This window comes from Rhodococcus sp. NPDC057297 (genome assembly GCF_042667435.1).
GTDB lineage: Bacteria > Actinomycetota > Actinomycetes > Mycobacteriales > Mycobacteriaceae > Rhodococcoides.
In genome coordinates this window covers 195,576-219,987 of sequence record NZ_JBHUZE010000006.1, presented here as the reverse complement: position 1 = coordinate 219,987, position 24,412 = coordinate 195,576, and the positions used below count along the sequence as shown (strand labels likewise).

Annotated in this window: 26 protein-coding genes; 14 read left to right on the top strand and 12 right to left on the bottom strand. The window is 64.4% G+C overall.

The window, feature by feature from the left end; all coding sequences use genetic code 11:
- The first annotated feature begins 1 nt into the window (after window position 1).
- Entirely contained in the window at window positions 2-940 is a 939-nt protein-coding gene (locus ACFULT_RS18970; RefSeq protein ID WP_037106068.1) for an alpha/beta hydrolase, read from the top strand.
- On the opposite strand, the gene ACFULT_RS18965 is transcribed toward ACFULT_RS18970, so the two are convergent.
- Window positions 896-1,783: a glycine betaine ABC transporter substrate-binding protein gene (locus tag ACFULT_RS18965; RefSeq protein ID WP_378482140.1), complete on the bottom strand. Its 888-nt coding sequence runs from the start codon at window positions 1,781-1,783 to the stop codon at window positions 896-898. The genes ACFULT_RS18970 and ACFULT_RS18965 overlap by 45 nt on opposite strands.
- A gap of 191 nt (window positions 1,784-1,974) precedes the next feature.
- Here ACFULT_RS18965 and ACFULT_RS18960 point away from each other — a divergent pair, with 191 nt between their 5' ends.
- From ACFULT_RS18960 to ACFULT_RS18945, 4 genes are read left to right on the top strand one after another with little or no spacing between them, the layout of a single operon-like run.
- Window positions 1,975-2,925, top strand: a complete 951-nt coding sequence (locus tag ACFULT_RS18960; RefSeq protein WP_037106368.1) for an ABC transporter substrate-binding protein — start codon at window positions 1,975-1,977, stop codon at window positions 2,923-2,925.
- Between the two features lie 12 nt (window positions 2,926-2,937).
- On the top strand, window positions 2,938-4,107 hold the full coding sequence (locus tag ACFULT_RS18955) for an ABC transporter ATP-binding protein (protein WP_094720915.1): 1,170 nt from the start codon (window positions 2,938-2,940) through the stop codon (window positions 4,105-4,107).
- Window positions 4,107-4,772, top strand: a complete 666-nt coding sequence (locus ACFULT_RS18950) for an ABC transporter permease (protein ID WP_037106058.1) — start codon at window positions 4,107-4,109, stop codon at window positions 4,770-4,772. The genes ACFULT_RS18955 and ACFULT_RS18950 overlap by 1 nt, the downstream gene beginning before the upstream one ends.
- Window positions 4,769-5,452: an ABC transporter permease gene (locus tag ACFULT_RS18945; protein ID WP_378482139.1), complete on the top strand. Its 684-nt coding sequence runs from the start codon at window positions 4,769-4,771 to the stop codon at window positions 5,450-5,452. The genes ACFULT_RS18950 and ACFULT_RS18945 overlap by 4 nt, the downstream gene beginning before the upstream one ends.
- Window positions 5,453-5,661: 209 nt before the next feature.
- On the opposite strand, the gene ACFULT_RS18940 is transcribed toward ACFULT_RS18945, so the two are convergent.
- The 4 genes from ACFULT_RS18940 to ACFULT_RS18925 form a co-directional block, all read right to left on the bottom strand.
- On the bottom strand, window positions 5,662-6,858 hold the full coding sequence (locus ACFULT_RS18940; RefSeq protein WP_378482138.1) for an NADP-dependent malic enzyme: 1,197 nt from the start codon (window positions 6,856-6,858) through the stop codon (window positions 5,662-5,664).
- A 295-nt stretch (window positions 6,859-7,153) separates the two neighbouring features.
- Window positions 7,154-7,402 carry a hypothetical protein gene (locus ACFULT_RS18935; protein ID WP_378482137.1) on the bottom strand — a complete coding sequence of 83 codons (249 nt, stop codon included), beginning with the start codon at window positions 7,400-7,402 and terminating at the stop codon, window positions 7,154-7,156.
- Window positions 7,403-7,418: 16 nt separating this feature from the next.
- The gene (locus ACFULT_RS18930) at window positions 7,419-8,033 is read right to left on the bottom strand and encodes a MarC family protein (protein ID WP_019665362.1); all 615 of its coding nucleotides are present in this window, start codon (window positions 8,031-8,033) and stop codon (window positions 7,419-7,421) included.
- Complete coding sequence (locus tag ACFULT_RS18925) at window positions 8,030-8,881, bottom strand: PHP domain-containing protein (RefSeq protein WP_378482136.1); 852 nt, start codon at window positions 8,879-8,881, stop codon at window positions 8,030-8,032. The genes ACFULT_RS18930 and ACFULT_RS18925 overlap by 4 nt, the downstream gene beginning before the upstream one ends.
- A 57-nt stretch (window positions 8,882-8,938) precedes the next feature.
- Between ACFULT_RS18925 and ACFULT_RS18920 the strand changes: the two genes are divergently transcribed.
- On the top strand, window positions 8,939-10,036 hold the full coding sequence (locus ACFULT_RS18920; RefSeq protein ID WP_176460037.1) for a magnesium and cobalt transport protein CorA: 1,098 nt from the start codon (window positions 8,939-8,941) through the stop codon (window positions 10,034-10,036).
- Here ACFULT_RS18920 and ACFULT_RS18915 read toward each other — a convergent pair.
- Entirely contained in the window at window positions 10,033-10,629 is a 597-nt protein-coding gene (locus ACFULT_RS18915) for a suppressor of fused domain protein (RefSeq protein ID WP_378482135.1), read from the bottom strand. The two genes, ACFULT_RS18920 and ACFULT_RS18915, sit on opposite strands and share 4 nt — an antisense overlap.
- Window positions 10,630-10,662: 33 nt before the next feature.
- Between ACFULT_RS18915 and ACFULT_RS18910 the strand changes: the two genes are divergently transcribed.
- The 4 genes from ACFULT_RS18910 (at window position 10,663) to ACFULT_RS18895 (ending at window position 14,218) form a co-directional block, all read left to right on the top strand.
- A complete protein-coding gene (locus ACFULT_RS18910) occupies window positions 10,663-11,379 on the top strand; it encodes a metallophosphoesterase (protein ID WP_037106043.1) in 717 nt (238 codons plus the stop codon).
- The gene (locus ACFULT_RS18905; protein ID WP_378482134.1) at window positions 11,369-12,226 is read left to right on the top strand and encodes a chromosome partitioning protein ParB; all 858 of its coding nucleotides are present in this window, start codon (window positions 11,369-11,371) and stop codon (window positions 12,224-12,226) included. The genes ACFULT_RS18910 and ACFULT_RS18905 overlap by 11 nt, the downstream gene beginning before the upstream one ends.
- Window positions 12,227-12,336: 110 nt before the next feature.
- Entirely contained in the window at window positions 12,337-13,839 is a 1,503-nt protein-coding gene (locus ACFULT_RS18900; protein WP_378482133.1) for an MFS transporter, read from the top strand.
- Window positions 13,840-13,924: 85 nt separating this feature from the next.
- Window positions 13,925-14,218, top strand: coding sequence for a hypothetical protein (locus ACFULT_RS18895; protein ID WP_378482132.1), 294 nt, complete (start codon window positions 13,925-13,927; stop codon window positions 14,216-14,218).
- Window positions 14,219-14,322: 104 nt separating this feature from the next.
- Here ACFULT_RS18895 and ACFULT_RS18890 read toward each other — a convergent pair whose 3' ends face one another.
- The 6 genes from ACFULT_RS18890 to ACFULT_RS18865 all read right to left on the bottom strand — a co-directional run bounded on the left by ACFULT_RS18890 (window position 14,323) and on the right by ACFULT_RS18865 (window position 20,241).
- On the bottom strand, window positions 14,323-15,492 hold the full coding sequence (locus tag ACFULT_RS18890; protein ID WP_037106035.1) for an ABC transporter ATP-binding protein: 1,170 nt from the start codon (window positions 15,490-15,492) through the stop codon (window positions 14,323-14,325).
- A gap of 5 nt (window positions 15,493-15,497) precedes the next feature.
- Window positions 15,498-16,331: a carbohydrate ABC transporter permease gene (locus ACFULT_RS18885; protein ID WP_019665371.1), complete on the bottom strand. Its 834-nt coding sequence runs from the start codon at window positions 16,329-16,331 to the stop codon at window positions 15,498-15,500.
- Window positions 16,331-17,254, bottom strand: coding sequence for a carbohydrate ABC transporter permease (locus ACFULT_RS18880; protein ID WP_037106032.1), 924 nt, complete (start codon window positions 17,252-17,254; stop codon window positions 16,331-16,333). Before ACFULT_RS18880 ends, ACFULT_RS18885 begins: the two co-directional genes overlap by 1 nt.
- Window positions 17,251-18,573, bottom strand: a complete 1,323-nt coding sequence (locus ACFULT_RS18875; RefSeq protein WP_037106029.1) for an ABC transporter substrate-binding protein — start codon at window positions 18,571-18,573, stop codon at window positions 17,251-17,253. Before ACFULT_RS18875 ends, ACFULT_RS18880 begins: the two co-directional genes overlap by 4 nt.
- Before the next feature lie 199 nt (window positions 18,574-18,772).
- Window positions 18,773-19,264, bottom strand: a complete 492-nt coding sequence (locus tag ACFULT_RS18870; RefSeq protein WP_019665374.1) for a general stress protein — start codon at window positions 19,262-19,264, stop codon at window positions 18,773-18,775.
- Window positions 19,261-20,241 carry a CoA ester lyase gene (locus ACFULT_RS18865; protein ID WP_094720910.1) on the bottom strand — a complete coding sequence of 327 codons (981 nt, stop codon included), beginning with the start codon at window positions 20,239-20,241 and terminating at the stop codon, window positions 19,261-19,263. The genes ACFULT_RS18870 and ACFULT_RS18865 overlap by 4 nt, the downstream gene beginning before the upstream one ends.
- A 77-nt stretch (window positions 20,242-20,318) precedes the next feature.
- On the opposite strand from ACFULT_RS18865, the gene ACFULT_RS18860 reads away from it, so the two are divergent.
- The 4 genes from ACFULT_RS18860 (at window position 20,319) to ACFULT_RS18845 (ending at window position 24,336) form a co-directional block, all read left to right on the top strand.
- On the top strand, window positions 20,319-21,593 hold the full coding sequence (locus ACFULT_RS18860) for a magnesium transporter MgtE N-terminal domain-containing protein (protein WP_037106023.1): 1,275 nt from the start codon (window positions 20,319-20,321) through the stop codon (window positions 21,591-21,593).
- A gap of 20 nt (window positions 21,594-21,613) precedes the next feature.
- Entirely contained in the window at window positions 21,614-22,159 is a 546-nt protein-coding gene (locus tag ACFULT_RS18855; protein WP_176460043.1) for a DUF1003 domain-containing protein, read from the top strand.
- 95 nt (window positions 22,160-22,254) lie between these two features.
- The gene (locus ACFULT_RS18850) at window positions 22,255-23,121 is read left to right on the top strand and encodes a lytic transglycosylase domain-containing protein (RefSeq protein ID WP_176460036.1); all 867 of its coding nucleotides are present in this window, start codon (window positions 22,255-22,257) and stop codon (window positions 23,119-23,121) included.
- A gap of 78 nt (window positions 23,122-23,199) precedes the next feature.
- A complete protein-coding gene (locus ACFULT_RS18845; RefSeq protein ID WP_378482131.1) occupies window positions 23,200-24,336 on the top strand; it encodes an Mrp/NBP35 family ATP-binding protein in 1,137 nt (378 codons plus the stop codon).
- Window positions 24,337-24,412: the final 76 nt, after the last annotated feature.

Here is a 24,412-nt window from a genome sequence, read left to right as displayed (position 1 = left end):
GATGAAGTCCTTCTACCTGCCGCTTCCTCTGGTCGCCGCCGCGCTGAAACCGTTCTACCGCGTGGCCCTCGACGCCAGGTTGCCGGTGTCGGTGCAGCGGCGGATCCTGGATCTGGCTTCTCCGCTTCAGACGATGCCCGACGGCGCCGTCAGCCTGAAGACGACGCTTGCAGGCCGACCCGCCGAGCGGATCACCGTCGGTGCAACCGAGCGGGATACTGCGATTCTGTATCTGCACGGCGGCGCGTACACGATCGGATCCATCTCGACGCATCGTTCGCTCGCTGCACACCTGGCCCGCGAATCAGCCAGTGCCGTCTACGTTCTCGACTACCGCCTGGCGCCCGAGAACCCGTATCCTGCTGGCCTGAACGACGCCGTCGCGGCGTTCCGTGAACTCGTCAAAGCACACGGATACACACCGGACAAGATCGCCATCGCCGGCGATTCCGCGGGTGGCGGACTGACCGTCGCGACGGCTCGGCATCTCGTCGACGACGGTGTGAAGCCGGCTGCGCTGGGTCTCATCTCGCCGTGGGTGGATCCGGGTGCTCGCGACGCGCCGTTCCCCCGGGACATCGTCGTCAACACCGCGTGGTCCTTCGCGGCCGCGGAAGCGTACCTGGGCGACGGGGATCCCCTCGATCAGGGATTTGCGCCGTTGCACGGAGACCTGTCCGGCCTTCCGCCCATCGTCATGCACGTCGGCAAGGCCGAGGTGCTCTACTCGCAGATCGTGGATTTCCACGATCGGCTGCTGACACAGGGCAACGAGGTCGAGTACGTCGAGTACGAGAAGCTGTGGCACGTCGCGCATCTGCAGACTTCGATACTGCGCGAAGCAGCCGAGGCGACTCACCACCTCGGTGCGTTCCTCGGGGCACGTCTGCGATCGTCAGAGGTTGCGCTCGCCGAGCCAACGAGCAGCGACATCGCCTGATTCTCCCCCACTGCGGACCTCGCCGATCATATCGGCGAGGTCCGCTGTGGTCAGTTCGCCCGCAACGACGCTCAACGTCGCTGTCGCGGCGTCGTTCAACGTCCCCGTGCGCATCAACGGCACGACGTTCTCCGCGCTGAACGCCGGCTGTTCGTCCTCGAGGGTCAGCAGATTCGCCGCCGCGGGGCCGAACGATGCCGTTCTGAACACCAACGCTCCGATCTCGCCGGACTCGAGTGCTGCTGTCGCAGCGTCGGCGTCGACGTAGACGGCGATGTCCTCGAACCCGGATCCTGTTCCGCTCGGAACCAGGCGCATGGCGACCTCCATCGGGTCCGGGTCGGGCGGATCGCCGACGACACCCCACGTCGCCCTACCGCGATTGTCCACGAATTCCGAGACTGTCGTCAGTTCGGCAAGCGGCCCGTCGGGCGCTACCGCGACGGCGATGCGGTCCTCCGCAAGCGCGTAATCGCCCACCGACAATCCTTCCGGCAACGACCTGTTCAGGTCGACGTAGACATCCTCGGCATCCGTCGACATGGACGTCGAATCGAACGTACGCAGAAGCTCGCCCGTGAAATCCGGAACGAGCGAGACATCCCCGGCGTCGAGTGCGGCGAGATAGTCGTCGCGCTCACCGAGACCGTCCGTCACCGACACGGTGACCCCGGCGGACCGTATTGCTCCCGCGTAGATCTCGGCCAGCAGTTCACTCGTCGTGTCGTCTCCCCTACCGACCACCACCGACGACGAGTTCGCCGACTCGTCCGTATCGCTGCACCCGGTGACCAACGACGCCAGGACGAGGGGAACGAGCAGGCGTTTACCGAACGCACGCACGAGAGAGGACTCCGTTCGAGGAATAGTTGTCGGTGGTCTGGTTTAACCTTTCGCACGCTGGGCACAGAGCCCTGCGAGAGAAATACTCCGTACAACCTTATGGCTAGACTCGCTCGAAGCACTATCCTGCTCGCTCCGACAGCCCCGGATCAGGCTGAACACGACAGCTGGACACGATGGAAGGACTCCTTGTGAAGATCACCCGAACCGCGCGCGCTGTCGCGGCCCTGTCGGTAGCAGCCCTCGCTCTCACAGCATGCGGCGGCGAGGACTCCGATCCGTTGTCCTCGGGCGGAGGTGACACCAACACCGACCCCAATTCCATCGTGGTCGGATCGGCGAACTTCACCGAGTCGGAGATCATCGCCAACATCTACGCCGAAGTGCTGAAGGTCAACGGCTTCGACGTCAGCACGACCCTGAACATCGGCAGCCGTGAGGCGTACATTCCGGCGCTGAAGGACGGCTCCATCGACGTGATCCCGGACTACACCGGTAACTTGCTGCAGTACCTCGATCCCGAGGCCACGGCCACGTCGGCGGACGACGTGGAAGCTGCGCTCCCTGATGCGTTGGGCTCGGACCTCGTCGTCGCAGATCCGGCGTCGGCGGAGGACAAGGATTCCATCGTCGTGACGAGGGAGACCGCCGACCGGTGGAACCTGACGTCCATCGCGGACCTCGCCCCCTACTCCGGCGAGATCAAGTTGGGTGCACCTCCCGAGTTCGCCGAGCGCACCTACGGCCTCCCCGGGCTGAGCGAGAACTACGGCGTGAACATCGATCCGGCCAACTTCGTGCCGCTGTCCGACGGTGGTGGCCCGGCCACGGTCCGCGCGCTGACCTCCGGCGAGGTCACGGCCGCCGACATCTTCTCCACATCCGCGTCGATCGCCGAGAACAACCTCGTCGTCCTCGAGGATCCGGAGTTCAACTTCGCCGCGCAGAACGTCATTCCCGTCATCAACGCAGGCAAGACGTCGGACAAGCTGACGTCGGTGCTGAACGCCATCTCGGACAAGCTGACCACCGAGGAACTGCTGGCGCTCAACCAGTCCGTATCCGGTGAATCGAAGACAGAGCCTGCTGCTGCCGCACAGCAGTGGGTCACCGCACAGGGACTGGATACTCCGGTCTCCTAGAGAGAGCCGCCCGTGATCACATTCGAGAACGTCACCAAGCAGTACCCGGAAGTCGGGGGTCGGTCCGCAGGCTCTACTCCCGGCGGCACCACCGCGGTCGACTCGCTGAATCTGAACATCGAAGCGGAATCGTTCACGGTGTTCGTCGGGCCGTCGGGCTGCGGCAAGACGACGTCGATGCGGATGATCAACCGCATGATCACCCCGACATCCGGGGTGATCACGGTGAACGGTAAGAACATTGCCGAGACCGACGCGGTGAAACTGCGGCGCGGAATCGGATACGTCATCCAGAGTGCGGGCCTGCTCCCCCACCGGACCGTCGTAGACAACGTCGCGACGGTCCCGGTGTTGCGGGGCACGTCGCGCCGCGCTGCACGAACGGCCGCACTGGGCGTCCTCGAACGTGTGGGACTCGATCCAGCGTTCGCCGACCGCTATCCGGCTCAGCTGTCCGGCGGGCAGCAGCAGAGGGTCGGTGTCGCCCGCGCACTGGCTGCGGACCCACCGATCTTGCTGATGGACGAGCCGTTCAGCGCCGTCGATCCGGTCGTTCGCGAAGACCTGCAGACCGAGATGCTCCGGCTGCAGGCCGAGTTGAAGAAGACCATCGTGTTCGTCACTCACGACATCGACGAGGCCGTACGACTCGGGGACCGTATCGCCGTCTTCGGGACGGGAGGCAGGCTCCAGCAGTACGACCGGCCGGAGGTCGTACTCTCCTCGCCGGCAACAGATTTCGTCGCCTCCTTCGTCGGCAGGGACCGCGGCTACCGCGGGCTCTCCTTCCGAAGCGCCGAGGCCGTCCCGGTGCACGACATCGACACATCGACGGTCGAGAAGCTCGACGGTCTTCGTCTGGAACAGGGCCAGTGGGTCCTCGTCGTCACAGCCGATCGTGCGCCGCTGGGTTGGATCGACGTCACCGGTGTCGAGGGCATCCGCGCCGGGCGCAGCGTTCAAGAGAGCACCGCGGCCGGTGGGTCACTGTTCACCGTCGGAGGTGACCTCCGGCAGGCGCTGGATGCAGCCATCTCGTCTCCGTCCGGAATCGGTGTCGCTGTGGACGAGTCGGGGGCGGTCGTCGGCAGTCTCGACGGCTCGGAAATTCTCGAGCATCTGGCGTCACAACGCCGCGCCGAGGACGAGGCGCGCAACGAACATCACTTCGGGTCACGCTGATGCGTTGGCTCGTCGACAACTTCGACGTCGTTCTCGACCTCACCAAGACTCATCTGTACCTGTCGCTGGTCCCCCTGCTCATCGGACTCGCAATCGCGGTGCCCGTCGGCACTCTGGTTCGCAACGTCTCGTGGATCCGCCGAATCACGTTGACGGTGGCCAGTATCGCGTTCACCATCCCGTCGCTCGCCTTGTTCGTGACCATCCCAGCCATCCTCGGCACCAGGATTCTCGACGAGATCAACGTCGTCATCGCTCTCGCCGTGTACTCCACCGCGCTCCTGATCAGGGTGGTCCCCGAAGCGCTGGACTCGGTGCCGTTCGCCGTCGTCGACTCCGCACAGGCGATGGGCTACACCTCACTGCGCCGGGCTGTCGGAGTGGAACTGCCACTGGCACTTCCGGTGCTCGTGGCAGGTATCCGGGTTGTCGCCGTCACCAACATCTCGCTCGTCTCCGTCGGTTCGGTCATCGGTATCGGCGGTCTCGGCCAGTTGTTCACCCAGGGATACCAACGTGACTACCCGGATCAGATCGTCGCAGGGATCATCTCCATCGTGTTCCTGGCGCTGATCTTCGACGCTGCGCTGTATCTGCTGGGGCGTCGACTGACGCCGTGGACCCGTATCGGAACGTCGGCAGGCAAGAAGCGAGCACGGGCATGAACATCTTCACCGACGCCTTCGCGTACATGACCGACCCGGCGAACTGGGAGGGCAGCACCGGAATCGGCGCACGGATCCTCGAACACATCTGGTACAGCTTCATCGCCGTGGTCGTCTCCTCGGCGATCGCAGTACCCGTCGGACTGCTGATCGGACATCTGCGCCGCGGCGAGGTACTGATCGTCGGACTGGTCAACGCACTTCGCTCGCTTCCAACGCTCGGCGTGCTGGTGTTCCTCGTCCTGTTGATCGGTCTCGGACTCGTTCCACCGATCATCGCGCTTGTCCTGCTGGGCATTCCGCCGATGCTCGCCGGAACGTATGCCGGAGTGGCGAACGTGAACGCGGACGTCGTCGATGCGGCACGCGCAATGGGCATGACCGAACTGCAAGTGTTGTTCCGCGTCGAGATCCCCAACGCGATGCCCTTGATTCTCGGCGGTCTTCGCAACACCACCCTGCAGGTCATCGCAACCGCGACCGTCGCAGCCTACGTCAACCTCGGCGGACTCGGTCGCTACATCTTCGACGGTCTCGCGCTCTACAGCTACGACCGCGTTCTCGTCGGCGCCATTCTGGTCGCCGTGCTCGCACTGGTGATCGATGGGCTTCTGGCTCTCGCGGTGTACGCGTCCATGCCCGGCACCGGCCGGTTGCGTCGGACACCGAACCCGCACTAGCTCGACCAACGGCCACATTCCGTTCCAGGACCACCCACGCCCACAGTCCGGTTTCCGGAGCGAACGAGCCCTTCAGTCAGTCAGACTGACCAGACGCCACTTTCGCTCCGAGAGCCGGGCGCGAACCGGGCGCGAACCGGGCGAAAACGGGAAAGCGCCCCGAACCACAGCCAGGTGAGGCGAGGTTCGGGGCGCTTCGTTTCCCTGTCCTACGCGACACCCTCGGCTCGCGCTGCTGCCGCAACTGCGTCCGCAACGGCCGGGGCGACGCGAGGGTCGAGCGGGCTGGGCACGATTTTGTCCGCAGCCAGCTCGTCGCCGAGTACCGAGAGGATTGCCTCGGCGGCGGCGAGTTTCATGCCTTCGGTGATCCGTCGTGCTCCGGCGTCGAGTGCGCCTCTGAACACGCCGGGGAAGGCGAGCACATTGTTGATCTGATTGGGAAAGTCACTGCGTCCGGTCGCGACGATCGACGCATACAGCGCAGCCCGTTCCGGGTGGATCTCCGGGTCGGGGTTGGACAGTGCGAAGACGATGGAGTGCGGCGCCATCGACGCAATGTAGCTTTCGTCGATCTTGCCCGCGGAGACCCCGAGGAACACGTCCGCGCCGACGAGTGCATCCCCTGCACCACCCGACAGCCCACGAGGATTGGTCCGTGCGGCGAGATCGACCTTGACGGCATTCAGGTCACTCCGGTCGGCGGAGACGATGCCCTTGGAATCCAGCACCACGACATCCGGGATACCCGCTGCGAGAAAGATGTTGGCACATGCGACACCGGCGGCGCCCGCTCCGGAGATGACGATCTTCAGTTCGGAGGTGCTTCGGTCCTGGAACTTCGCGGCGCCGTTGAGCGCTGCGAGCGCCACGATGGCGGTGCCGTGCTGATCGTCGTGCATCACCGGGCAGTCCAGAGCCTCGATGACACGCTTCTCGATCTCGAAGCAGCGGGGCGCGGAGATGTCCTCGAGATTGACCGCACCGAAACTGTGGCGGAGCCGGACGATGGTGTCGACGATCTCGTCGACGTCGTTCGTATCGAGCACGATCGGGATCGAGTTGAGGCCGGCGAACCTCTTGAACAGAGCCGCTTTACCCTCCATCACCGGTAGCGACGCGCGCGGTCCGATGTCGCCCAGTCCGAGAACGGCCGATCCGTCGGTGATGACGGCAACGAGACGATCGGTCCACGTGTACTGCTTCGCAAGCGATGCGTCGGACGCGATTGCACGGCTGACCTGTGCAACACCGGGCGTGTAGGCGATGGACAGGTCCCGCTGCGTTTCCAACGGCGCAGTCAACTCGACCGAGAGTTTGCCACCGACGTGGCCGAGGAAAATGTCCTCGTCGGTGATGGCAGTCGGGTCGATGGCGTTGTCGATGGATTCGGTCACAGCAGTCACGTTAGTTGCCCCAGTCACGTAAAGACGCGTAAAAGCGTCGGGAAATCACGAAGATGGCGTGAGGCGGGTGACGCCGTCGCAGACAAGAGCCGGGCGCTGTGGCACCGCAGGCTGCACTGGTCGGTCAGTCTGCCACCGGGACGGCGTGATGCGCAAACATCCCAACCGTCGACTGCGGTCCAGGGCGGACGGAGCCTGCGGAGTGAGCCCGCGTCAGCCCCACCCGCGAGCGGAGCCTGCGGAGTGAGCCTGCGTCAGCCCCACCCGCGAGCGGAGCCTGCGGAGTGAGCCTGCGTCAGCCCCACCACTGTGTCCACAACAGGATGCCGGCGACGAGGAAGACCAGTAGTGATCCGATGACGGAGACTGCACGCCGTCGGTGATCGGCGAAGTGTTGGATCACGATGGCGCCGATGGCTGCGGCGATGTGCGCGGCGACGGATACTGTTCCTGGGCCGGGGAATCCCCGTTGGCTGCCGAGATACTGTGCGCCGGCGACGACGACGGCCAGTACGACGAGGCCCGCGGTGACGGCCCCACTCAATCCTCGTAGCAAACCGTCAGCCTCCTGTGATGAATCCGCGGACGGAGTCCGCAATGAGCTGGACCGCGATTGCGGCCAGCAGTAGACCTGCGATTCGAGCGAGCAATGTGATGCCGCCCTCGCCGAGGATGCGGATGAGGACGGTCGAGAATCGGAGGACGAGGAAGAACACGAGGTGGATGGTCACGATTGCGAGCGCGACCGCGAGCAGGGATCCGACGTGTCCTTCGGCTTGACTGACGTTGACGATCACTGCGGCTATTGCTCCTGGCCCGGCCATGAGTGGTGTTCCGAGTGGTACCAGCGCGACGTTGACGTCCTCGGCTTCGGCGCCACCTCCGGCTCCGCGTCCGGTGAGCAGGGACAGCGCGATGATGAGCAGAAGCAGTCCTCCTGCGCCTTGCAGTGCGGGGATGCCGATGTGCAGGTAGTTGAGGATCGCCTGCCCGCCGATCGCGAACACGGTGATGACGGTGAGCGATACCGCCGGTGCTTGCCATGCGGCGCGGTTGCGTGCTTCCTTGCTCTTGCGCCCGACGAGGGAGAGGAACACCGGGATGGCACCGGGCGGGTCCATGATCACGAACAGGGTGATCAGGACGGTGAGGTAGAGGGTCGTGTCGAAGCTCACGACGGGACCGTCGACCCTGTCGCGGCGCGGAGGATCCGCTCGTACTGGCGCGGGTCGGTGGTGTGTTCTCCGAGCTTCAGTGGCTTGTTCGCGCCGTGGTAGTCCGACGATCCGGTTGCGATGAGACCGAGTTCGTCGGCGAGTTCGCGCATGAAGCGGGTGTCCGGCTCGTCGTGGTCGGCGTGGAAGACTTCGACACCGTCGAGACCGTGCGCGACGAGTTCTCGGATGTGGTCCGGGTCGAGAATCCGTCCGCGTTTACGGGCGCGTGCGTGTGCAACGACGCTGACGCCTCCCGCCGCCGCGATCATCTCCACAGCCCGTTGGATCGGTGTGTCCACTTTGTCGACGTAGTACGGACTGGTCGTCGACAGGTAGCCGTCGAACGCGTGTTGAACGCTGTCGACAGCACCGAGTTCGACGAGTGCTCGCGCGAGGTGAGGCCTGCCTGCCGATTCGCCGGTGGCGGCGATGATGTCGTCGGGCACGATGCCCGGGATGTCCGCGGCGAGACGCTCGGCCATCAGCCTGATTCTGGCCTCTCGTTCCCGGCGGAGACGGGCGAGTTCGTCGGCGAAGCTCGTGTCGTTCGGATCGAACAGATAGGCCAGGAGGTGGACCGGGACGGGCTTTCCGTCCTCCCCGCGGCCGACGCACGACATCTCCATTCCGCGAACGACGGTCAGCCCGTCCGGGGCTGCATCGAGGGCCTCGTCCCACCCCGCTGTGGTGTCGTGGTCGGTCAGCGCGACGACGTCGAGTCCTGCGGTACGAGCGGCACGGACCAGCTCAGCCGGGGTGTCGGTGCCGTCGGAGACCGACGAGTGGGTGTGGAGGTCGATGCGCACGACAGCCAGTGTCTCAGGCGCATCGGGTGTTGGTATCGCAGGCGTACGATTCGCGCCATGCCGTCTCTACCTCCGAGGCCGTCGCTTCCGTCGCTCCACTCCCTGCGGCCGTCCAATCGTGGACAGGCCGCCGGACCGAAAGTTCCCGTACCCACCGCTCGCGCGATCGTCGATTGCGCGGTCTACGTCGACGGGCATCGGCTGCCCGGCAAGTACACGCATTCTGCTGCGATAGCGGAGGTGCGCAAGCGAGGGGAAGGCTTCGTCTGGCTCGGTCTGCATGCCCCGGACGAGGGTCAGATGGACGGAGTCGCGGAGTGCTACGGCCTCCACGAACTGATGGTCGAGGACGCTGTGCACGCGCATCAGCGTCCCAAGTTGGAGCGCTACGACGACGTTCTGTTCCTCGTCCTACGCACCATCAGCTATGTCGAGCACGAGTCGGTGACCACCGCCAACGAGATCGTCGAGAGCGGCGAGATCATGGTGTTCCTCGGACGGGATTTCGTCATCACCGTGCGCCACGGCGAGCATTCGGGACTTTCCGGAGTAAGGCGAACGCTCGAGAAGAATCCCGAGCAGCTTGCCCTCGGGCCGTCGGCCGTTCTGCACGCCGTCGCCGACCACGTCGTCGACGAATATCTCGAGGTCACCGGCTCGATCGAGCGAGATGTCGACGCCATGGAGGAAGAGGTCTTCTCGCCTCACCATCACGTGCCGATCGAGAACATCTATCTGCTCAAGCGTGAGGTCGTGGAACTTCGACGATCGGTCACGCCGCTGTCGACGCCGCTGAATCAGCTGGCACAAAGTTCGGAGAACCCCGTCCCCAAGGCGGTGCGACGCTATCTGCGCGACGTGCAGGACCACCACACTCTGGTCGCGGAACGGGTAGCGGAGTTCGACGAGGTGCTGAGCTCGCTCGTCGACGCCGCGCTGGCGCGGGTGACGATGCAGCAGAACATGGACATGCGCAAGATCTCGGCATGGGTGGCCATCGCAGCCCTGCCGACGATGGTGGCCGGAATCTACGGGATGAACTTCGACAACATTCCTGAGCTGCACTGGAAGTACGGCTACTACATGGTGGTCGCCGTGGTGGCCGTGGCCTGCGTGGGTTTGTTCGCGACGTTCCGAAAGAACGACTGGCTCTAGAGCGTCACGGCCGATCGGCTCGGGTCACGGACGTCGATTCCCGCTTCCGTCCACGCCTCGCGCAGAGCCTCGGCACCGCGCAGGCGAACCCACGCGGCCTCGGTGCCCGTGATCGGCACGACGTCGAAGAATTGGACCGGGTCGGCGGGCTCGGGCAACTCGAGATCATCGATGTCGCTGCGCCCGAGCAGTACCGCCGTGAACGGCGCACCCGCCCACAATGGTTCACCGAGATCCAGCAGAAGATCCTCACGCAGCACGACACCCTCGACGGACGGCGTCGCGGCAAGCTTGGCCAGGTTCCGCAGGAAATCCTTGTCGATACCGTCGAACACTCTGGTGACGAGGACAAGCTCGGCGCGAGGACCGCGGGTGGAGTCGGCGATCATCTCACTCGGATCCGACATCGGATACCTCGAACAACCGAGCGTCACGAACCGGGCGAACTCGTCGCGTCGCGGGAAGAACGTCAACACGTCCAACGATTCGAGACCGAGGAACGTCACCGAGAACGGCGTCGGCTTCTCGTCTCCGATCGCGGCAAGCAGATGACTGCGTACCCGAGCTATGACACTGTCGCTCACGAAGTCCATCCAACACCACCGCTGCCCGGTAGCGTCGTCCGCGTGGTCTCTGTCCTTGCCGTCTCCGACGAAACGATCGAAAGCCTGTGGAGTTCTCAGGTGCGTTCACTGGACGTCGACCTCGTTCTCGGCGCGGGCGACCTCCCGTTCGACTACCTGGAGTATCTGACCGACGCCCTGAACGCACCGTGCGTGTTCGTGCCGGGAAACCACGACGCCGACCTGACGGGTTACTCGGCAGGACGCGCCGGATGGATGCGGGCGGGACTGCCGAGCACCTGGCCGGGCCCGGTCGGCGCAGTCAACGCGGATCGTCGGATCGTGACCGCAGCTGGGCTTCGCATCGCAGGTCTCGGCGGGTCCATTCGCTACAACGGCGGACCCAACCAGTGGACCCAGCGCCAGCAGAGGCGTCGCGCACGGACGTTGACACGGACCAAGACGTGGGCAGAGAAGGTCCGGGGCGACGACCGCGGCGTCGATGTACTGCTGACGCACAGTCCACCGTTCGGCGTCGGAGACGACACCGATCCAGCGCACATCGGATTCGAGTGCCTGCACGACACGGTGCAATCTCTTCGCCCGCAGCTTCTGTTGCACGGGCACATTCATCCGCACGGGCAGTCACCTCCGGATCTTCGACTGCACGGCACAGCCGTCGTGAACACCGTCGGCTACACCTTGCTGGACATAGAACCCGGTGGAGGGGCTCGGGAGATCACAGCACCGACCATCGTGAGGCGACGCCATGGCACGTGACACAGGATTCCCCGCAGCCGACGCCGAGAACGACTTCACCCGTCAGCGTCGGCGTGCCGATGTGGCGCGTCTCGTCGGCTGGCTGCGTCGCCAACCCGACGACATCAACACGATCCTGCCTTTCGACGAGGTGGTCGCTGCGCTCGGCAAGGTCGGTGAACGCCAACTGGGTGTGCAAGTCATTCGTGTCGATTCCATCGTCGGCAGTGTCGATCGCACTCGAGACTTCGACCGGTTCTTCCGACCGACGTCGGCTCGGATCAGGGAGCGGTGGCAGCGCCTTGCTGCGGCGCAGCGGCGGGGCGAGGCGATGCCGCCGATACAGGTGTACCGCATCGGTTCGATGCATTTCGTGCTCGACGGTCATCATCGTGTGTCGATCGCGTTCGCGATGCACCGCACCACGATCGACGCGCTCGTCACGGAGATCGTCACTCGCATCTCCCCCGAAGGAATCACTCGACGTGGCGACCTGCTGATCAAGGATCACCGTCGCATCTTTCTGTCCCGGGTCCCCCTCGTCGGGAAGGCACGTGAGGCCGTCACCGTGACCGATCCGTTCGATTACGCCGAGCTGAGCGAGTCGGTCGAAGCGTGGGGTTTTCGGCTGATGCAGGAGTTGGGCGAATTCGTGGACCGGGCGACCGTCGCGCGCCGGTGGTTCGGTGAGGAGTTCCTGCCCGTCGTCAGGATGGTCCGGGCCGCCGACATTCTGGAGGGCCGGACCGACGCCGAGGCGTACATGTGGATGAGCCGCGAGCGGTACAGATTGGTCCGCGAACACATCTGGAACGACGAGATCGTGTCCGAGCTTCGTCAGCGCGCTCGCGGCTCGCGCACTCCGTAGAACACCGCTCGTCTTTCCCGGCGGGCACAAACCTGATAGTTACTTAGATGCACACATCAAATTTTTTGTTTCCGTTTTCTCTTGTGAACAAGTAACGAGGTTCTTTCTCCATGCCTACCCAGGCTCGCTTCGACGAGACCCACCCTGGACGCCTGCTACTGCCCGGCCTCTGTTTCGTCGTCATGACCCTGGCCGTCCTACAGACGATGGTGGTTCCCATCATCGGCACGATCGGTACACAGCTCGGCGTCAGCACGACAGCGGCCGGCTGGGTCCTGACGGCCAACCTCCTGGCCGCCGTCGTCGCGACCCCCGTCATCGGTCGCCTCGCCGACCTGCACGGCAAGCGACCAGTCCTCATCGCCGTCCTGGTCCTCGTGTTGCTCGGATCGCTCCTGGCCGCCGTCACCGAATCCCTGCCACTTCTTCTCGCCGGACGCGTCCTCCAGGGTCTGTCCTACGCGTTGTTCCCGATCTCGCTGGCACTGCTGCGCGACGAGATGCCGCCGCGGCGCCTCGTCGGATCGATGGCGATTCTGTCCGGCACTCTCGGCGCGGGCGGCGGGTTCGGCCTGGTGCTCACCGGAGTCCTCACGGCCGACGGCGCCGACTATCACCGTGTGTTCTGGCTCACCGTCGCCTTCGTCGCCGTCGCGATCGCCCTCGTCTGGTTCAGTGTTCCCACCCGCGCCCGTACCGGGACCGGCACGGTCGACTGGTGGGGTGCGACTCTCCTCGCGGCCGCACTGGTACTCCTCTTCCTCGCACTGACGCAGGGGCGGTCATGGGGTTGGGGATCGATCCCGACGGTTCTCTGCGCGGTCGGCGGCATCGTCGTCCTCGCGTGCTGGTGGGTCTACGAGAACCGGATCACGGCACCACTCGTCGCGCCGCGCATGCTGACCCACGGCCCACTGCTCGCAACGAGCGTCGCGACGCTCTTCGTCGGCATCGGCATGTTCGTCAACTTCCTCGCGTGCTCGTACTTCGTGCAGACACCGCGCGAGGTCGCCGGTTACGGTTTCGGCGCCGACGTGTTGTCCGCCAGCGTCGTCTACCTGCTCCCCGGTGCCGCGGTGGGCGTCGTCGCAGCAACGTTGAGCGGTGGGCTCATTCGACGGTTCGGCCCGCGGCCGGTTCTGATCGGCGGCGGCGGGGTCGGCATCGTCGGATTCGTCCAGTTCGCGCTGTTCCACGACACGACGTGGCAGGTGATTCTCGCGTCGTCGATCGTCAACGTCTTCGTGTCGTTGGCATTCGCCTCGATCCCGAACCTGCTGATGGCCGAGGTCTCACCCGCGGATACCGGAGTCGCGAACAGCGTCAACTCCATCGTCCGAACGGTCGGGACATCCATCGCGAGCGCAGTCCTGACGACGATGCTGGCCACCTACACGATTGCGGGCACATCCGTTCCCCGCGAGATCGTCTATACCGCTGCGTTCCTGGTCGGGGCACTCGCCTGCGCGATCGTGACCCTGTCGGCCGTCGCCATTCGGGTCCCCCGCGCGACTCGGACCACACTCACAGCAGGCTCCACGGTCGGCGGCGGAGCCGAGCAGGCGAAAGAGCGCACATCCGCTGGTGAGCGCATCCTGACAGAAGACTGCTGACGTTCTGGGAGTAACCGCTTCTCCCTGTCGGAAGCTTTCGTGCGTACCTACATTCGAGTTGTACGCACACGAAAGGGAAATCCGAATGAACGCTCGAAAGATCCTGTCCCGCACCGCTGTCACCGGGGCACTGGTTGCCGTTCCACTCGTCGCGGTGGTGGGTACCGCCTCGGCCGATCCGATCCGCGACGACCAGGGACATCAGCAGTCTCAGTCTCAGCCTCAGTCTCAGTCTCAGGGGGAGCTTCTGCAGTTCCAGTTGCCGAATCCGGCTCCGGCTCAGCCGGTTCCCACGCCTGCCCCCGCCCCCGCGCCGACTGACCTTCCGAACTTCGCGCCCGGATTCTTCCAGGGCTTGTCCACCGGCTCGTCTCTGTAGCTCGTTTCCCCTATGTGAGTGGAAATGTGTCTTCGGGTCGCTTCGCCGGCTCCGCTCCGGTGGCCCAGGGCCTACATTTCCACTTACATAGGGGGTAGAGCCATCTACAGCGTCAGGTTGTCACCCGAAGCCTGGTCGAACACCGAGATCTTGCCCGGATCGAACCACAGCTCGACGTCGCCGCCCTCGCGGGCCGCCGACTCCGCGGCCAGACGGGCGACGATCTGAGCACCGCCCGCGTCGCCGAGACCGGCGTCCGCAGCCAGTTCCTGCAACTCCGCGGACTGCACCTTGCTGCCCTTGGACTCGAAGTACACGTACTTGTCGCTGCCCATCGACTCCAGAACATCCACCCTCGCGGTGAACGTCGCACCGTTCAGCTTCTGATAGGAATCGATCAACGCCGCGTCCTCGAAGTGCTCCGGGCGGATACCGACGACGACGTCCTTGCCCGGGTTCTTCTGCGCGATAGCCTGCCGACGCTCGTGCGGCAGTTCGAACGTGCCGAGGTCCGTCTGTACCCCGTCCGACGTGAGCTGGCCCGGAACGAAGTTCATCGACGGCGATCCGATGAACCCGCCCACGAACAGGTTGCGCGGCTTGTCGTACAGCTCCTGGGGCGATCCGATCTGCTGTACGAGCCCACCGCGCAGTACGACGACGCGGTCCCCGAGCGTCATGGCCTCGGTCTGATCGTGCGTGACGTACACCGTTGTCGTGCCGAGACGTTTCTGCAATCGCGAGATCTCCGCACGCGTCTGCACGCGCAGCTTGGCGTCGAGGTTGGACAGCGGCTCGTCCATCAGGAACGCCTTGGGCGTACGAACGATGGCCCGTCCCATCGCGACTCGCTGACGCTGACCACCCGACAGATTCGACGGCTTGCGGTCCAGGTGCTGACTCAGGTCCAGGATCTTCGCTGCATCCTCGACCTTGGTGTTGATCTCGTCCTTGCTGAGCTTGGCGAGGGTCAGCGGGAACGCGATGTTCTGACGCACCGTCATGTGCGGGTACAGCGCATAGGACTGGAACACCATCGCGATGTCGCGGTCCTTCGGTGCCCGCTCGTTGACGCGTTCGCCTGCGATGCGCAGCTCACCGGAGGAGATGTCCTCCAGACCGGCGATCATGTTGAGCGTCGTCGACTTTCCACAGCCCGACGGTCCGACGAGGATGATGAATTCGCCGTCGGCGATGGTGATGTCGACGTCGCTGACCGCAGCCGCGCCGTCCGGGTAGAGCTTGGTGACTTTGTCGAGAACGATTTCGGCCATGACGGTTATCCCTTCACTGCGCCGGACGTCAAGCCCGCCACGATACGTCGTTGGAAGAAGAGCACGAAGATGATGATCGGAATGGTGATGACCACGGCAGCCGCGGCGATGGACCCGGTCGGCTCCTCGAACTGAGAGCTACCGGTGAACTGCGAGATCGCGGCGGGAACGGTGATGGATCGCTCCGTCGCGGTCAGCGAGATCGCGAGCAGTAGGTCGTTCCAGGCGAAGATGAACACCAGGATCGCGGCGGTGACGATGCCGGGTGCCGCCAGTGGTGCGATCACCTTGCGGAATGCCTGTGCGGGCGTCGCGCCGTCCATCTTGGCGGCCTTCTCCAACTCCCACGGAATTTCACGGAAGAACGCCGACAGCGTGTAGATCGCGAGCGGCAACGCGAACGTGATGTACGGAATGATCAGGCCCGGCCAGGTGTCGAACAGGCCGATGGCACGTTCGATGTCGAACAGCGGTGTCACGAGCGAGATCTGCGGGAACATCGCGATCAGCAGAGCCGCACCGACGAGCGCCTTCTTGCCCGGGAAGTCGAGGCGAGCGACGGCGTAGGCAGCCATGGTTCCGATCACGACGGCGATGACCGTGGTGATCAGTCCGATTCCGATCGAGTTGATCAGTGCCGAGGTGAACTGGTTGGTCTGGAAGATGCCCTTGTAGTTGTCCAGGGTGAACGAGCTCGGAATGAACTTGCCGTCGGCGATGGTGGCCGTCGACTTGAACGACAAGCTGATGATCCATGCCAGCGGGATGAGCGCGTACAGCAGCACGAGCGCATTGATGACGGTCCAACCGACCTTCTTGCGGGGCGTCACGGTCGTCATTACTTACGGCCTCCGTCGTCCGAGCCCGGCGCCGAGGCACCGAACAATTTGATGAACACGAACGCGATGATGGCGACGCAGAAGAAGATCAGAACGCTGATCGCCGAGCCGAGTCCGAGGTTGAACGCTCCGAACAGGTTGTCGTAGCCGAGAATCGACACCGATCCCGTGCCGTTGCTGCCCTTGGTGAGGACGTAGATGTTGTCGAAGATGCGGAATGCGTCGAGAGTGCGGAACAGCAGCGCGACGAGGATAGCCGGCTTCATCAGCGGAATCGTGATGCGCATCAACCGCGTCCACGCTCCCGCGCCGTCGACCTGAGCGGCCTTGAGCAGATCGTCCGGGACGAGCGCGAGACCGGCGAGCAGAAGCAGCGCCATGAACGGTGTCGTCTTCCATACCTCGGCCAGCACGACGATGGCGAGCGACGGAATCTGCTCCGTCAGAGGGGCACTGCCGTCGGGCAGCAGGTTGGCGAGGTAACCGGTGCCCGGCGTCCACGCGTAGTACCAGCTGTACGCCGCGGCGACGGTGACGATGCCGTACGGGATCAGCACGACCGTCCGCACCAGTCCGCGGCCGAAGATCGTGCGGTGCATGATGAGCGCCACGGCCAGGCCGAGAACGAACTCGATGATCACGGAGATGATGGTGATCGCGGTGGTGACACCGAATGCCGTCCACCAGTATCCGTCGGTGAGCACGGTGACGTAGTTGGAGATTCCGACGAACTCACGATCGTCGGGGAACGCAAGGTTGTACTTCTGCAGGCTGAGCCAGAAGGCGTAGATGATCGGGTATCCGGTCACTGCGATCATCATGATCGCGGCGGGAGCAACCAACATCAGACCCAGCCGGCGTTCGGCCTTCTTGCCGTCGGAAACCTTCTTCAGAATCTCCTGTTTGTCCAACGTCTCGCTCATGGAATCAGCCCTTCCGAATTGACAGCCTTGGAGACCAGGTCGGCGAGCTTGTCCACGTCCGCAACGGGATCGATGTTCTGAGGTGGATTGAGCGCGTCGGCGAGCAGGATCGAAATGCTCTGGTAGGCAGGTGAGACCGGTCGGACCGCAGCGTTCTCGATGGAGTCGAGCACGCCTTCCCACGCCGGGTAGACGGCCTGGAATTCAGGGTCCTGATACAGCTGCGCCAGCACAGGCGGAACTCCACCGTTGACGGCGTTGTTGCGCTGGTTGTCCTCGTTGGTCAGGCACTCGACGGCTTCCCACGCTAGGTCCTCGTGCTGAGTGGTCTTGGCGACGCCGATGTTGAAGCCACCGATGGTCACCTTGGCCGGAGTGTCCGGGATGACCGCTGGGTACGGCGCGCTGCGGAACACCTCGGCGACCTTGGCATCCTGTTGATCCGCAGGGACGTTCGTCAGATCGAGGAACGGCACGGCCCCGGCGGCCGCGTTCTCCTTGATGCCGGGGAGCACGAACGGGTAGTTGACCTGGAATGCCGAGTTGCCGGCCTCCATACCGAGACGGGCGGTGGCCTCGTCGGTCTGCGAGATCGACGGGTCGTGGCCGTCGGCCGTGGCGACGCGCTTCATGATCTCGAGTGTCTTCTCGGTCGCCGCACGATGTTCGGGGGTGTCGTTGAGCGTCACCGTCGTACCGTCGTCGGCGACGACCTGACCGCCTGCGCTGACGAGGAGGCTGTTGAACCACACCATCAAGCCCTCGTACTGCTTGGCCTGGACGCCGATGTACGCGGGTTTGCCTTCGGCGGCGTTGGATTCGGCTTCGTCGATCATCTGGTCCCACGTCTGCGGCGGCTGACCACCCGGCACCTGATCGGGTCGGTACCACAGCAGCTGCGTGTTGGAGTTCAGTGGAACCGCGTACAGCTGGTCCTGCCACTGCGCCGTTGCGAGCGGGCCTTCCAGCGTGGCGCCGCCTTCGAGCTTTGCTGCGAGATCATCCGGGACCGGAAGTGCCCAGCCGGCCTCGGCGAACTCGGCCGTCCACACGACGTCGAGCGTCATCAGGTCCAACGAGTTGTCGTTGCCCGCCAGACGTCGGGCCAACTGCAGTCGCTGATCGTTCGCACTCTTGGGGAGAGTTCGCTGTTCCACTCGATAGCGTCCGTTCGACGCGGCCGAACACGCCTCCGCAGCGGCGGCGTACTGCTCGGCGCCGTCCGCTGCGGTGTAGAAACTCAGTACAGGTGTGCTGCTGTCGGAGGATCCGCAGGCTGCGAGCAACGGGCTGGCGACCAACGCAGCGGCCGCCAACACCCCTATTCTGGTTGCGTGTGCAGGCCTCGCACCACGAGGCCTTTGACTACGTTGTCTCGGCACTTTCCGCCTCCGTATTTTCGATTACGTATACAGAACTTCCTTATTGACTGTCCTGTACGTAAAGAAACGTAACCGAACGAGGGCCGGCGAAAGGGATATTGGAACTATTCCGTAACCTGCCGTCGCGACGAACGCGTCAGAGCGCGAGACGCGCGAGCAGATCGCGTGCTTTCTCCGCACTCTTGGGCTCGCACAACACGTCGTAGCGACCGGCGACCAACTGCATGCTCGACGCGAAATCTCGCTGGCCCTTGGTGGCCGCGTACGGAATGGCCGCGGAGATCAATCCGAAGATGACCCCGCCGACGATGCCGATGATCAACGCCCCGAGAATGTTGCCGTTGGTGAAGATACCCAGCACCAGGCCGAGGAACAGCCCGAGCCAGGCGCCCGAGACGACGCCTCCGCCAATGACTTTCGGCCATGTCAACCGACCGAGAACACGCTCGACCTGCATGAGGTCGACGCCGACGATAGTGACGTCCTGAACCGAGAACTCCTGGTCGGACAGGTAGTCGACGGCCTTCTGCGCTTCGGCGTACGTCGGGTAGGAACCGATCGGCCACCCGGACGGCGGAGTCGGAAGACCCTGACCTGGACGGCCGGGCTGCGAAAGTGGATTCGTCATTGCTCTATTGTGCCCGAATCTGAACTTTGTGTTACTTCACTACGCAGCATTCCTGCCGCGCGTCCTTTCGCACTGACCACCAGAGCCATCTTTCTCGACGCCTCGTCGATCATCTCGTCTCCGAGCATCACCGCACCGCGGCCACCACCGGCTTCGGAAGTATGAAATTCGTACGCCTCGAGAATGTTCTCGGCTTTGTCGAAATCGGCCTGCCGGGGCGAGAAGATTTCGTTGGCGGCATCGATCTGTGTCGGATGCAGCACCCACTTGCCGTCGAAGCCGAGACCGGCCGTGCGGCCCGCGGCGCGGCGGAACGCGTCGAGATCACGGATCTGGAGGTACGGACCGTCGATCGCCTGCAGTCCATGAGTGCGCGCGGCGAGCAGAATGGTCATCAGGATGTGATGGTAGGCGTCACCGGTGTCGTACCCCTCCGGCTGTTCGCCGACGACGAGGGTGCGCATGTTCACACTGGCCATCAGATCCGCCGGACCGAACACGAGAGTCTGCACACGGGGACTGGCCGTCGCGATCTCGTCGATGTTGCGCAGGCTGCGGGCGCTTTCGATCTGCGGTTCGATCCCGATGGCGCCTACCTCGAGTCCGCTCGTCTTCTCGACCTGGGTCAGAAGCAGATCGAGAGCTTCGACGTGCGCGGCGGTCTCGACCTTCGGGAGCAGAATCGCATCCAACCGAGCGCCCGCACCGGAGACGACGTCGATGACGTCGCCGTAGGTCCAGGGCGTCGTCCAGTCGTTGACGCGGACGACCTTCAGTTGGTCTCCCCATCCGTCGGACAGCAGCGCTTCGACGATGCGTCCGCGCGCCTCCACCTTGGCGATCGGGGCGACTGCGTCCTCGAGATCGAGGAAGACAGCGTCGGCCTTCAGTCCTTTGGCCTTCTCGATCATCTTCGCGGAACTGCCGGGAACCGCGAGGACGGATCGGCGGGGACGGTCTTGCTTCACCGAGCTCATTCGAGCCTCATCGCTCCCTGCTTGGTCACCGGCTGTCGATTCTCCGGTTCGTACTGTCACGCTCTAACCTTTCCATCATGGCAGCACTGAGCAAGCTATTCGCAGCCAGGCTCGCGGGTCTGGTCGTGCTCGGACCCGACGGCGAATCGATCGGCCGCGTTCGCGATCTCGTCATCACCATGCGCGTCGGTCGCGCCCAACCCCGAGTGCTCGGCCTGGTCGTCGAACTCGCGACGCGCCGAAGAATTTTCGTGCCGATGCTGCGCGTCACCAGCATCGAGCCCAACTCCGTTCAGCTCAACACCGGCAACGTGAGTCTGCGCAGGTTCTCGCAGCGAGCCAATGAAATCCTTGTCTTCGCGCAAATTCTCGACTCCAAGGTCCGCGTCGACGACCCGGAACTCGAAGAGCTGCACGACGCGGAGTCCATCGTCGTCGACCTGGGCATCGAACTGACCCGAACCCGTGACTGGCTCGTCGCCCGGGTCGCGGTCCGGCGCAGCCGCGGCAGGCTCGCGCGCCGAGGTGCAATCCATGTCGTGGACTGGCAACACGTCCAAGGTCTGACCCAGAACGAGCTGTCCCTCCCCGGCCAAGGCGTCGCGCAGCTGTTGATGCAGTTCGAGGACCTTCGGGCTGCCGACGTGGCCAACGCGATGCGTGAGCTGCCGGTGAAACGACGGATGGAGGTGGCACACGCCCTCGACGACGAGCGGCTCGCCGACGTCGTACAGGAACTTCCCGACGACGATCAGGTCGAACTGATGCATTACCTCGGTGTCGAACGCGGCGCCGACGTGCTCGAGGCGATGGATCCCGACGACGCAGCCGACCTTCTGGGTGAACTGCCCGAGCCCGAGGCGGAATCGCTGCTTCGTCTGATGGACCCGGAGGATTCCGCTCCGGTTCGGCGCCTTCTCGAACACTCACCGGACACTGCCGGTGGTCTGATGACCACCGAACCGGTGGTGTTGAACGCGTCGACGACGGTGGCCGAGGCTCTCGCCCGGGTGCGTAACCCGGATCTGACGCCTGCGCTGTCCTCGCTGGTGTTCGTCGTTCGCCCGCCGACGGCAACTCCGACCGGTGCGTATCTCGGGTGTGTTCACCTGCAGCAATTGCTCCGCGAACCGCCGGCGAGCCTGGTCGGCGGCGTGATCGACAAGGCACTGCCGAAGTTGTCGCCGGAGGACAGCCTGACGGCCGTCACCCGATATTTCGCGACGTACAACTTGGTGTGCGGGCCGGTGGTGGACGACGAGGATCACCTGGTCGGAGCAGTGACAGTGGACGACGTTCTCGACCATCTTCTTCCCGAGGACTGGCGTGATCAGGAGGTGGCAGGACAGTGAAGGAATCCGCTCGGCAGCGCATGGACACACCGCAGGGTTCGCGGCTGTTCAACTGGCATCTCGACGTCGACCTCGGCAGCTCGGGAGAGCGCGCCGCCCGCTTCCTCGGCACCGGACGGTACCTGGCGATCCAGACGATCATCGTCATCGTCTGGATCTTCCTGAACGTTGCCGTCGTCGCGCTTCAGTGGGACCCGTATCCGTTCATTCTGTTGAACCTCGCGTTCTCGACGCAGGCTGCCTACGCCGCTCCGCTGATCCTTCTCGCGCAGAACCGTCAGGACGACCGCGACCGGGTCTCGCTGGAAGAAGACCGTGCTCGGGCACAGCAGACGAAGGCGGACACCGAGTTCCTTGCCCGCGAGCTGGCGTCGCTGCGTATCGCCGTCGGTGAGGTCGCGACTCGCGATTACCTGCGGCGTGAGCTCGACGAGATCCGCGAGCTGCTGGAACAGATGGGCGGCGAGCCGTCCGCGGCGCCGAAGAAGTCCAGGAAGAAGCAGAGCCTACGTAAGCGTGACGACGGTCCGGCGCCGGAGAACGACGCCCAGTTCGACGTGGACTAGTTCCGCCCGGCCGCTTGATAACGGCCGTGTAACGGAACGATCTCGAATCAGGTACCCTCGACTCCGGTTCGCAAACGATCAGGAGGTACCGACGCGTGGGACGTCACAGAAAAGCATCGAATTCCAACGTACGCCGGAATTCGGTGATTGCTCTGACGGGTCTCGTCCCCGCAGGACTTGTCACCGCCGCCACCAGCGCAGGCGCGGCCGAGTACATCCCCTTCATGACGACCAACTCCACGGCACAGGAAGCCGAGCCCGTCGTGGAAACACCCGCCCCCATAGCGGACGACACCGCGGCACAGCCCGTCGCCGCAGCCGAGGCACCCGTTCCGCAGGCAGCACCCGTCCCGGCACCCGCGCCGGAAATCCCGCCGACGCCGGAGCTGCCGACGAGCCTCGCCGCCAGCCCCATCGCAATCCCGACGGTCAACGTCTCCGCCTACAAGAACGCCGAGCGGATTCTCGCCGAAACCCAGCCCGGCTGCGGAATCAGCTGGACCATCATCGCCGGCATCGGCCGCGTCGAATCCACCCACGCCAACAACGGCAAAGCCGACGACCTCGGACAGCTGCTCGAGCCCATCCTCGGCCCCCGCCTCGACGGATCGCTCGCCGGCAACAACGTCATCGCCGACACCGACGGCGGCGCACTCGACGGCGACCCCAACTTCGACCGCGCAGTCGGACCGATGCAGTTTCTACCCGAAACCTGGAACCGCTACAAAGCCGACGGCAACGGCGACGGCATCTCCGACCCACAGAACCTGTACGACGCAGCCCTCGCCACCGGCGACTACCTGTGCGACGGCGGCCTGAACCTCCGCGACCTCGGGCAGACCACCAAAGCCATCCTGCGCTACAACAACTCCATGGCCTACGTCGCCAACGTCCTCGCCTGGTCCACCGGCTACGCCACCGGCATCGTCCCCACCTCCGACCAGCTCCCACGCATCCACTAAGGGTCATTCCGCAGGCTCCACTCCCGCCTCCCCAGGGTCATTCCGCAGGCTCCACTCCCGCCCCACTAGCATGAACTCATGGCAGTACTGACGGAATCCGACGTTCGAAGCGCACTCTCGAAAGTCATCGATCCGGAAATTCGCAAACCCATCACCGACCTGGGAATGGTCAAGGGTGTCACCATCGGCGATGGAGGATCCGTCGACGTCGGCATCTACCTCACCACTGCTGGTTGCCCGATGAAAACCGAGATCAGCGACCGCGTCACCAAAGCCGTCGCCGATGTCGCGGGGGTCGGCACCATCACCGTCGAGCTCGACGTGATGAACGACGAGCAGCGCACCGAACTCCGCAAATCTCTCCGCGGCGATTCCGCGGAACCGATCATCCCGTTCGCTCAACCCGGCTCGCTGACGCGTGTGTACGCGGTCGCGTCGGGCAAGGGCGGCGTCGGAAAGTCCTCGGTGACGGTCAACCTCGCCGCATCGCTGGCCAAGCGTGGCCTGTCGGTGGGTGTGCTCGACGCCGACATCTACGGTCACTCGGTCCCCCGCATGCTCGGCAACGACGCCAAACCCACTCAGGTGGAGAAGATGATCATGCCGCCGCAGGCGCACGGCGTGAAGTTCATCTCGATCGCGCAGTTCACCACGGGCAACACACCCGTGGTGTGGCGGGGACCGATGCTGCACCGCGCGTTGCAGCAGTTCCTTGCCGACGTGTTCTGGGGCGACCTGGACGTGCTGCTCCTCGACCTCCCGCCCGGCACTGGAGACATTGCCATTTCGGTGGCTCAGTTGATTCCCGGCGCCGAGATTCTCGTCGTGACGACGCCGCAGCAGGCTGCCGCCGAGGTCGCCGAACGCGCAGGCGCGATCGCTCTGCAGACCCGTCAGCGCATCGCCGGAGTCGTGGAGAACATGTCGTGGCTCGAGCTGCCCGACGGCACCCGCATGGACATTTTCGGGTCCGGCGGCGGCCAGGATGTCTCGGATCGGCTCACCAAGGCCGTGGGCGCGAAAGTGCCTCTGCTGGGCCAGATTCCACTCGACACTGCAGTCCGCGAGGGTGGCGACGCCGGCACTCCGATCGTGTTGGCGCAGCCCGAGACTCCGGCCGCGCGGGCGTTGGAAGCGGTGGCCAAGCAGCTCGCAGTGCGGGAGCGCGGACTCGTCGGAATGTCGCTGAGCATCGACACCACCCGAAGGGCCTGATACCACCCGAATGCACACCTGTCGAGGGTTGGAGTCTTAGAATTCGCCAAGTCTTACACTTTGGTGAGAATCCTTT